The 10383-nt window shown below is 38.8% G+C and carries 8 protein-coding genes and 1 pseudogene; 6 read left to right on the top strand and 3 right to left on the bottom strand.

The window, feature by feature from the left end:
* The 5 genes and pseudogenes from AC1DUA_RS17215 to AC1DUA_RS17195 all read left to right on the top strand — a co-directional run.
* The coding region (locus AC1DUA_RS17215) for a spore germination protein (RefSeq protein ID WP_477500936.1) at positions 1-670 on the top strand (670 nt) is incomplete at its 5' end.
* Complete coding sequence (locus AC1DUA_RS17210; RefSeq protein ID WP_477500935.1) at positions 663-1733, top strand: GerAB/ArcD/ProY family transporter; 1071 nt, start codon at positions 663-665, stop codon at positions 1731-1733. The genes AC1DUA_RS17215 and AC1DUA_RS17210, both read left to right, overlap by 8 nt.
* A complete protein-coding gene (locus AC1DUA_RS17205; protein ID WP_477500934.1) occupies positions 1730-2803 on the top strand; it encodes a Ger(x)C family spore germination protein in 1074 nt (357 codons plus the stop codon). Before AC1DUA_RS17210 ends, AC1DUA_RS17205 begins: the two co-directional genes overlap by 4 nt.
* Positions 2804-2887: 84 nt before the next feature.
* Positions 2888-3735 (top strand): annotated as a pseudogene (locus AC1DUA_RS17200) (cupin domain-containing protein).
* Between the two features lie 387 nt (positions 3736-4122).
* Complete coding sequence (locus AC1DUA_RS17195) at positions 4123-4731, top strand: class I SAM-dependent methyltransferase (protein ID WP_477500933.1); 609 nt, start codon at positions 4123-4125, stop codon at positions 4729-4731.
* Positions 4732-4894: 163 nt separating this feature from the next.
* Here the strand turns inward: AC1DUA_RS17195 and AC1DUA_RS17190 are convergent, their stop codons facing one another.
* The 3 genes from AC1DUA_RS17190 to AC1DUA_RS17180 all read right to left on the bottom strand — a co-directional run bounded on the left by AC1DUA_RS17190 (position 4895) and on the right by AC1DUA_RS17180 (position 8562).
* Positions 4895-6352, bottom strand: coding sequence for a DUF5050 domain-containing protein (locus AC1DUA_RS17190; protein WP_477500932.1), 1458 nt, complete (start codon positions 6350-6352; stop codon positions 4895-4897).
* Positions 6353-6786: 434 nt separating this feature from the next.
* Positions 6787-8307, bottom strand: a complete 1521-nt coding sequence (locus tag AC1DUA_RS17185) for a hypothetical protein (protein ID WP_477500931.1) — start codon at positions 8305-8307, stop codon at positions 6787-6789.
* A 129-nt stretch (positions 8308-8436) separates the two neighbouring features.
* Positions 8437-8562, bottom strand: a complete 126-nt coding sequence (locus tag AC1DUA_RS17180; protein ID WP_477500930.1) for a hypothetical protein — start codon at positions 8560-8562, stop codon at positions 8437-8439.
* 363 nt (positions 8563-8925) lie between these two features.
* On the opposite strand from AC1DUA_RS17180, the gene AC1DUA_RS17175 reads away from it, so the two are divergent.
* Positions 8926-9855 (top strand): stalk domain-containing protein, encoded by a 930-nt coding sequence (locus AC1DUA_RS17175; protein ID WP_477500928.1) that lies wholly within the window; start codon positions 8926-8928, stop codon positions 9853-9855.
* The last annotated feature ends 528 nt before the right edge of the window (positions 9856-10383 follow it).

Here is a 10383-nt window from a genome sequence, read left to right as displayed (position 1 = left end):
GGTAGTAAGTGTTCTGGAGCAGGGAAAAGTTGTTCTCTTCATTGATCGGATGCCATTTGCATTATCTTTACCAAATTATTTGTGGGATGCATTCCTGTTGGGAAGTGATCGTCAATTTCCGCGTCCAATCATGATTTCCATTAGAGCCATTCGCATTTTCGGAGCTTTTGCAACAATAGTTTTGCCTGCCCTCTATGTAGCGCTGGTTGCCGTCAATCCAGAAGTTCTACGTATTGAGCTAGCCTTATCGGTCGCCTTAAGTCGCGAAGGCGTTCCCTATCCAGCTGCGCTTGAAACCATTATCATGCTCCTTATGCTTGAATTGGTTCTTGAAGCGAGTCTCAGGCTCCCTCGAAGTGTAGGTCCAACCATTACGATGGTCGGTGGTATCATTCTCGGTCAAGCTGTTGTGTCCGCTAAACTCGTCAGCAACCTACTCATCATAATAATCGCGGCAACAACGATCGCGAACTCTACAATCGTCGGGGTTCAGAATGGGTATTTGCTGCGGTCGCTTAAATATATAACATTAATTATGGCTTCGATCTTCGGTGTTATGGGTATTTTTGCTGGTCTTGTCATCATATTTGGCCTTCTGGCAAGCGAGTATACGTATGGAATTTCGTATGTTCGTTTGCCATTCGCAAAGGATGAGTTTGAATATGACTAGGAGCTTGCATGTTATACTGATATACATCTTGCTGCAACTCGCGCTTATTTTTTTCCTGTATCCTGGAGATATGATCGAGAGCACATCTGTCGGTCATTGGGTTCCAATCTTGTTGGGATTTGGCGTTTATTTTTTCTTCCTCTGGTTATTTATGAAGGGAATGAGTTTTAGTCGCGGCGAGGATATGGTGAGTTTATATATGAGGATGGGTAAGTTCACTGCTGTAATACTACTCGTCCCGGTTTTCTACTACTTTGTAATTGAATGTGCGGTAACCATTCGCGCTTATGCAGAGATCGTAACGATTGTGTTCCTCACCAATACACCGATATGGGCGATCATGTTATTGTTACTGTTAATACCTACTTTTTTGGCGGCATTTGGTTTGAGAACCATTTTCGGAACAGGTGTTCTAGTTTCGTCCTTCGGTATTCCATTGGCGCTGTTTATATGTGTATCTTCGTTCCAGAGTGTCGATATGCGTTACGTGTTTCCTATATTCGACGGAAGATTTTCCTTTTTGATGAAAACATCGTATTACCGAAGCTTCTTTGTTTATACGGGAAGCTTCATTTTTCTCGGTTTTGTACAACCGTACTATAAATTTCGAATTCGCAGCGTGCTGATTACCGCGCTCTGCATGTTACCTATGTTCCTATGTGCTGTTTATGTTCCGGTCCTTACGTTCGGGGAAGCAACAGCAGCCACCTTGTTTCTTCCATTTGTAGTAACACTGGATGTTATCCACATTAATTGGCTCATGTTCGAACGGGTAGCTGTTTTTTTTCTGCTTAGTTTAATTTCAATGCTTATGCTATTTCTCGCTTTAGTGATTTGGCAATCTGTACGCATAGCAAGTGAATTCCTCCCGAGGATTCGTTCCTTCTATCTATTGATTATAATTGTTTGTGTCATATTTGCCATCAGCCACTCGTTTTCAAGCTGGGAAAGCGTTGAACAATTTTCTATGTGGAACATATGGCCTCGCTTCTATATGTTAATTGCCGTTCCGATAACGGTTTATTTCCTCGGACGACACACAGCGGGGGGATATACAAAGTGAGCAAGATACGTCTGAGCGTTAAAGCGACTATTTTTGTGATGATGGCTATTTCCTTAACTGGTTGCTGGGATAATAAGGATATTAACCATCGCTCGTTACCGGTGGTGATGGGTATTGCTAAAAAAGGGGATGATTATCAAATTTTTTTGCAAATCCCTGAGCCTATTGATAACCGAATGCAGGTAAAGATTGTAGAGGAAACAGGTAAGACAATCACGCAGGCAGTCGATCGAATGAGCGAGAATATGGAGAGCCAGGTTGATTTGCTACATTTAAAGATTATTCTAATTGATAAAAAGCTCGCAAGCCAAGGGATGAGTGAAATCTTCGCATTCTTTATGAAAGTGAGGGATATTTCCCCAAAAGCGTTGGTTGTTCTGAGTGAGGATACGCCTGAAGAATTTTTTGCAAAGATTAAAAAAAAGGTAAACCCTGTGGGAACCGATGTTACAGATTTTTTCGAGAAAAATGCCGGGTGGAATCCACAAATTGCTTTAACGAGAATATGGCAAGTATACCGTAGCGTACATTCCTACACCCAGGACGTAGTTCTGCCCATTGTCAGACCAGGTCGGACAACAACGATTGAAAATATTGGTTCGGCTATTATCAAGAATGGCAGGATGGTAAGTCAAATCAACTCCGAAGAGACTTTATTGTTTAATATGTTCAATGGGCAAAGTGGACAAGGGAAGATTGAAGTCATGGAACATGCCAGTGTTTTGATTAACAACACCTCACTGCACCATCATAGTCAGATCATTAGTGGGAGGCCGAAATTAACTACCCAAATGACGTTGACTGTGAGTGTCCTTGAGGTCCGAGGTCATGTTTCAATTGAAGCGATTAAAAAGGAACTAAAGGGGCTGATTGATCAAAGGTTCGAGTCACTGCTTACTCAAGCAAAAAATGGAGAAGCGGACATCCTTTCGCTAGGTCAGATGTTTCGAAGGATTATTCCGAGAAATGAATTGGGAAATTGGCGGGAAGAGATTTATCCTAAATTAGATGTAGATTTTGATACTCGTGTTATCATTCAGAATGATGGCTTTCTGAAAAGGGAAGGGTGATTCATCACAATAAAAAGGGACATGTTTCCAATTTTTGATTCTATTCATAACTTATATTAGGCATTCACCCAGTCAAAATATGAAATGAATAGATCGAGAGGTGTAAAACATTTGGAAATCGAAAAAAGGAATGGACATATACCACAACCGATAAGAAATGATGGTGCTGGTTGGTGGGACTTGGGACCTCGTGACATCATGCGAGATATTGAGAACCCTGACATGTTAGTTCACCAGTGACCGATGCCGGGTCACTTCCTAACCTGAAGTTCTCTTTCTCCGATACGAATATGCAGTGGGGGTTGGTCACGGGAGGTTACAGTTAGACAGCTTCCGATTGCGACCGAGCTTGCTGGGGTGAATATGGCACTGACTCCCGGTGGTGTTCGCGAGATGCATTGGCATCAACAAGCGGAATGGGCGATCGTTCTTGTGGGGAAAACGCGCATTACATCGGTCGATCAAAACGGGAGGAACTTCATTGCTGACATAGGTGTTGGCGACCTTTGGTACTTCCCTCCCGGAATTCCTCATTCTCTTCAAGGCCTTGAGGAAGGCACTGAGTTTTTGCTTGTTTTCCCTGACGGCAACTTCTCTGACCTTAATACATTGGCTATCACCGATTTCTTCGCACATACCCCAAAGGAAGTACTTTCCGCGAATTTTGGTGTTCCCAAAAGTACATTTGACAATATCCCGAACCATCAGGTGTACATTTTTCAATCCGATGTTCCGGGGCCAATAGAAAGTCAACGTATAAGAGTGACCGTTTTGAAGATGTTTCACTTAATCAGTGGATGGCGCTCACACCTAAGGGAATAGTAGAAAAGAATTTACATGTAGGACCTGAATTAATGAATGCATTGAAAAAAGAAAAACAATTTATAGTAAAAAATTCGGGATTTACTTATAACCCACGATCGGATAAGTAAGGATTGTACAAACGTAAGAATTATAGTGTAGGAGCTTGCCTCTTGAACTGCACCCCAATTGTTAGACACAGTCTAACAATTGGAGGTGTAGTTTTTTTGGCTTAATACTCAACCAAGCAGTCCTAAGACGCCAGTCTTTGGAGTATTTGGAACATTACAAAATGCAGGCAGGCACACTCATTATTATCTGAAAATAGACATCCAATGAAGCTAATTCTTTAAACTAACGGGACACGATAGTTTAGGGGCTTGCTTCGCAGCTCTTTGTCTATAAATTTCTAGCTCCAATAATTGATGGTATAATTATTAAGGTTATTAGGATTATTTCGATTTAGTTTAGGATAACATCTATTATGTTGATATTTTGAAGTTAAACAGGTGAAGCATATGAATCTGAAAGAGCAATTTGGCGATATTGATATTTATTTATTTGATCAGCTATTAAAAGGTCGTATTACGCCAGGAATGCGAATTCTCGATGCCGGATGCGGCTCGGGGCGCAATCTTGTCTATTTGCTGCGTAACGGTTATGAAGTGTATGCAGTGGATCGATCTGAGGAAGCGATTGATGCTGTTCAGAAGCTTGCCATGAACATAGCACCTGACTGGTCGAACGAGCGCATTCGGGTTGATGCTGTTGAGAAGATGAGCTTTGATGATCACTATTTTGATTTTATTATTAGTAGTGCTGTTCTGCATTTTGCTGAGAATGAGGCCCATTTTCAGCAAATGGTGCATGAATTATGGCGTGTACTTAAGCCTGGCGGACGGATGTTTGTACGACTTGCCTCATCAATTGGAATTGAAATGAAGGTAAAGCCGCTCGGGAATGAACGTTATAAACTTCCAGACGGGAGCATTCGTTTTCTTGTGGATGAGGAGAGATTACAGAAAACTACGGAAGAGTTAAAAGGTATACTATTTGAGCCTATCAAAACGGTCAATGTGGCCGATCAGCGCTGTATGAGTACTTGGTGCGTGAGAAAGTCAATGTAAAAAGAAAAAGTGGGGAGCATGACAAGGGATTCGCATTTTTTGATGATGAGGAAGAAGCAGAGATACGTAAATCTTTTCAACGGCAGCTGGCACACGAGCGGCTGCCGTTGTCCGTTGAAGTAACGGGCAGCATTCCAATATACAGAACAAATGGAATCGAATTTTAATTTACTAAGTGAATCGTCCCACCACCACCAAATGGAGAAATAGAATCAACATAGAAAAAAGGAGCAACATTATATAACTTCGTAGCATAACCAACCGTAGAGTACTTTGTGTAACCTGTACCGTCAATACGTACTTTATTGACATCTATATGGGAACCAATACTTAATTTCCCTTGAAGAAAGTAAAGCCACCCATCTCGGTATTGTAAGGAGCTAATTAATCCATTCGATGCCCATACACTAACATCATAAAGCTTTATTGTCGTTGAACCATTAAGACTTGTTTTATAAATTGCACTCATGTTGTCTGTCATCTTAGTATGGTAGACCCATCCGCCCACAATCACAGCATCACTGAAAATACTACTATCTACTTGTTTCTTTTCCTTTCCAAATAAGTTGGTTTGATACATATCATAGTTATTTTGATTATAATAAAGTTGGTTACCTGAGATATAGAACGACTGTATACCTTTTTCCTGGATGATCTTCTCATTTAATGAGCCATCTGTCTTCATACGACTAATACCAGAATCATTAGTTTCCAATAAGTATATCCAATCATGGTCAACTACAAGTTGTGATGCAGATATAGGAGACAGCGTAGCCCTCTCAGTTCCGTCCTGACGAATTTTAAACACGCCATTATATTGAAGTACTCCATCGACGTATAAGCCCGAATTAACCGTATAATATACCCATTCACCAATAGCGTTTATCGAAGCAGCATTGTCATCAGTTAGTTTGATTTTGGTGTTGCTATCCTTAGACCATTTTTCCAAAGAAGGTTTATTATTATCAGGATTTAAGTATATCCAATCACCAAGAGTGGCCAGTTTTCCACCGATTACTGAATTGTTGTTCCCACTAATAGCTAGATTACGATTTCCTGCTAATTCCTCTTGATTTCGTATATTTTCAGTCATTTGTTCATCACAAGCTTCAATAGAGTAACCATTTAAAGAATCCCATATGGTTTTCCAGTTGAATTCATCATTTGTAAATCTCCAAGTCATGGGGAAGTAAACAATATCATTGAGATAGAGAATTGGATATGTCTCTTCCGAGTTATTAATGGTCTTTCCATTAACAATAACGGGGAAAGGAGGCAATACTACTTGCTGCGAAGTAAATTGCGTTAATTCTGATTGGAGGTTCTGAGTCAAGGGTTGACATAAAGGCAGTTTGGTAATTTTGAGACCTTGTGTTCTATCCCATTCCAAATTAAGTCCCAATGAGATTGAATTATTCCATGTCATTGGAAAATAAGTAATACCTTCATAGAGAAATAAAGGATATTGATTATGTACATTATCAAGCGGTGATCCATTTATCGTTATCGGAAAAGTAGGAGAAGCGATTTCGTAACGAAGATCTGCGTTAACAGCAAATGAATCATGAGCAAAGATGGGAGAGGTAAAAACCAAAAGAAAAAAGTACTTGATCAAACGCAAGGGATATCCCTCCTTTTAATAATTATGGAAATAGTTGCAACTAATTCTTTGACTTCTAGAACTGTAGAAAGTTTCTTGAAAATAAAATTAAGGTTTTGTTAATCAATCATGGGTAAACAATATAAAGAGCAGCGCAGATAGTAAATGCTTGACAAGCAAAACCAGAACCATATTTAAGTGCTAGAAAAAGAGTCTTGGAATTTATCCGCACCTTCACAGGTAAAGCACTTTACTTATAGATCCCATATAAATTGCTGCCAAAAGGCTTTAAATTTTGACTCCCGTGACATTGAAAGACATCGACAGCCTGATTGGCTGCCGATGTCTTAGTCAATAAGCAGGACTATGCAGGCAACTCGCATAATCCGTGCTGCCTGAATAGATAATTGGTTTAAGCTTTATTCCACGATAAAAGTACATACAGTAACTGAGTTTTATCTGTCCAGAAGTTCACGATCAGTCCAAGTTTTGTAACGATCCTTTGTCCAGTTGGTTATGGTATTGCTGTAATGGTTAATTGTATATATATCGCCGAATTTATCTTTATATAAGTATAGTTCTTCTTGATCATCAGGTGCTCCGGTTAGCATGCGTAATTGAAAGTTTGTGTCCACTTCATAGATGCCATTTTGTATTTCTTCAGCCGATTGAACCATAGAAGGGGCATTTTCTCCAAGACTGTCTCCATTATTCGGTATTCCATAGAGACGGACGAGCATTTTTCCTTCTTCATTAACTACACTATTTCTTGAGCTTGCTAAACCCAATGGGGAAATATCCTGTTGATTTAGAACTGTGTTCGCCACTCGAATGTTACCATCTAGATCCATCACTGCGATTCTGCCGGAACCTGAATAATAGCCTATTCTAGCCGCTCTCCGTTCGCTTGCAATCCATACTGATCCGTCCCCATTTTTTTGAACAAACTGTGGTAGGAAGGGATAGTCGGTCACTGCCTGCGTTTGACCATCAACAATCGAAAATAATTGAAAGCGGCTATTCGGAGGTGGACCAATCACAGCAATGGGGAAATAGGAGTAAATGGCAATGAGCTGCCTTCTATCATCAATTGGATACAAAGTTCCCTCAATGCGAAGTGTCGTATCTCCTAATATGTGCTGTTCTTCTTCCTTTAACTGACCCAAAGGATAGCCTTTATAATATAGTTTACCCTTTTGGTTTTCAATCTCAATGCTAGTTCCTTCCATACCCTTTACTATTGGCTTTTCATTTTCGGTTAACTTTTCTTCAATATTTTTCGTTTCCTCATCATCTAACCATTCTGGAGATTCCTTTAAGGATTTCGACACTTTCATCATCTTGCTGGGAGCATCTACGGAATATCCTGCTCTAATAAAAAGGGATTCATCATCGTCATCAACTATTTGTGTCATAACAATATCCTGCCCACTCCATATAGAAAGACCCTCTACATTAGTCCACTTCAAATCTATCCTCAATTGTGCATGGGCGAATTTCCAGGTTAGTGGAAGATAGGTGACATCGCGAAACTCCAGAAAGGGGTATAATTCATTTTCATTTTTAATATGCTCCCCCCAAATTTCTATTGGATACTGACTGACATGTGCTGTGTAAGTAGTTTTTGTGGACTGATTATATGTTAGCTCTTGGGTGTACGGTTTTTTTTCTAATGCTTTTTTCATCCAATAGGGGGAAGTACAACAGGATCTGTAAACGGTTAAACCATTAGATTCGCTCCAGTCAGAGTTAAGTTCAAGTTCCTGTAATGTATCCCAATTAAGGGGAGCGTAAGTAATATCTTTATAAACGATAAAAGGAAAACGGCTTTTAGTATTATCAACGAGCTGCCCATTAACTTTAACGGGAAAATTAGCAATATGGATTTTCACAGCACCATTGTCAGCTTGGGCAGTGCTTGGCAACAGATAGATACCAATTACAGCGATTAATCCAAATAAAATGCTTTTTTTCATATAAATACACATCCTTATAACATCTAATTATTTTGAAATGAGAAGGTTTGTCTAGTGAAAATTTGAAATGGGAATCAGGGTGCATAGATTGAATAATTTTGTAAGCAATGTTTTCTTTTTGTTTTCAAATTAAAAATGATTATTTGCCCAGTCTTCAAAGCTACTGTCATCGCTAATTGGGGCTAATGGAAGTACCTCAGCCGAAATTATAAAAGCAATTAAAAAAAGTAACACTACAATTATAGATGATTTCATCCAAATACCTCCAAGTATTAAGGCTATACACTTCAGATGATAATATTTGGAAAAAGTTTCTTCGATATTACAAATAATTGAAATTAACAAAACGTTCAAATAGGTGTGAAAAGGCTGCTGATTCTTTATTATTGATTTCTTACGAAGCTCAATGGTAAGTATTATTTATACAACGAAAAGGATAACGATGAAAATCGTTCTGTTTTTCTATACTTTTTATACATCTATTACCTAATTGTGTAAATTAATATTCGTTGGATGATGAAATTGTTGCAGTCTAAATAGAATTTTTTCGAAACTAATCCATATATACCCACGTCTAAGGATTTGAGCAATTTATTTTAATAAATGAGGAGTTTATAAATGAAGATGTTTCTTCTTGGTTTAACATGTGGAATAGCTTTGACTACAACGACTGCAGTTTTTGCTGCAGATACAATCCAAACGTATTTATTTTCAGCTAAGTTTGTTATTAATGGTGAAACAAAAAGTTCATACGGGTATGAAACACTAAATTACAATGGACATGCGTATGTTCCCATTCGGTTTATTGCTGAGAGTATGGGGATGAAGGTGGCTTATGAAGATGAGTCAAAGACAATAACAGTGGATAATGGAGTAGAATTTAATATTTTAGATATTAACAATCCAGATGTAAGTGCAGGGCATTTGTCTATTAATAAAGAAGGCAGCCATTCCATTATTACGGGCAAACTCTACACTGGCTTGTATTCATGGAATCACAAAATGATAGATGATATTCAAACAATGAATCCAACAGTGGATTACTCAAAAACTATAGCTTTAGGAAAACTTGTGTTTTGGAACGAGAAAGGAGAAGTTATTGAAAAAGTCCCATACCAAATTCCTAGTGTATTAAACGGTGCAGAACAAATAGTGCCTTTTGAAACTATTAGCAAAACAGATATTTCAGGATACGCTGCAGTTACTTTAGAGAGTACAGAGCCTTTCTATGGAAGAGTTCCTAACTTACACGCCGATTTATCTATAAAGGATTCGGAAAGCAAAGTTCAGTTTGATTTGGTCAATTTAATGAAGATAGGAGATCATACTCTTGTAAGAGGTTTTCTTTCAGCAATAAATCAAACTGTTATTTCACCGGATGCTAAAATTATTATCACATTCTTAGACAATGCGGGAGTTAGTTTGGGCACCGCGACTACGACGCTCAGTGCTGAAAAGCCAGAGACTCAACAGCTCCCCTTTGTCGTGCTTCTAGGCAAAGGAGACTTAACCAAATATAAATCAATAACTGTTCAAGTAGCCAAATAAAAGTATTTTGCAATGAATGATAACGTTTGTTTAAAAGAAACCAGTGGACGAGGCTGCCGGCATTAATCGGTAGCCTCGTTGAAGTAAGAGATTTATGGGTAAAGATCTTGTAGAGTATATTTATTAAAAGGAAGAATTTAGTATATCCGCGGGTATGGGTTCAAATTCTTGTCATTTATGACATCAAGTTCTTGTCAGCCGATGTCCAATGACACAAATGTGTCTACATAAACCAGAACTAAAATGCTTGAGAAATCAAGCTTTTATTTTTTTATGTAGGTGAATTTGTGTCATAGAAAAATGCACAAATTTCGCTACATTGTAGTCGTGTGACACAAATCTCCCAACTATCTAGATACCGACCTCTAGACAGGTTAAAGACTCGATCAATTTTCGGCAAGCAGGCTTTAAACTAACGGTGAAGTACGACAAGTTCTGCYATAAGCAYYAAACAGTGYGAAAAGCAGRAGATTACARCAGTAATCTTAACTTTACAACCGAGGATGGGAATGACGGAACCATGTATCC

It is taken from the genome of Paenibacillus sp. 01T422 (assembly GCF_056398785.1).
This window is presented reverse-complemented; position numbering and strand designations above follow the sequence as displayed.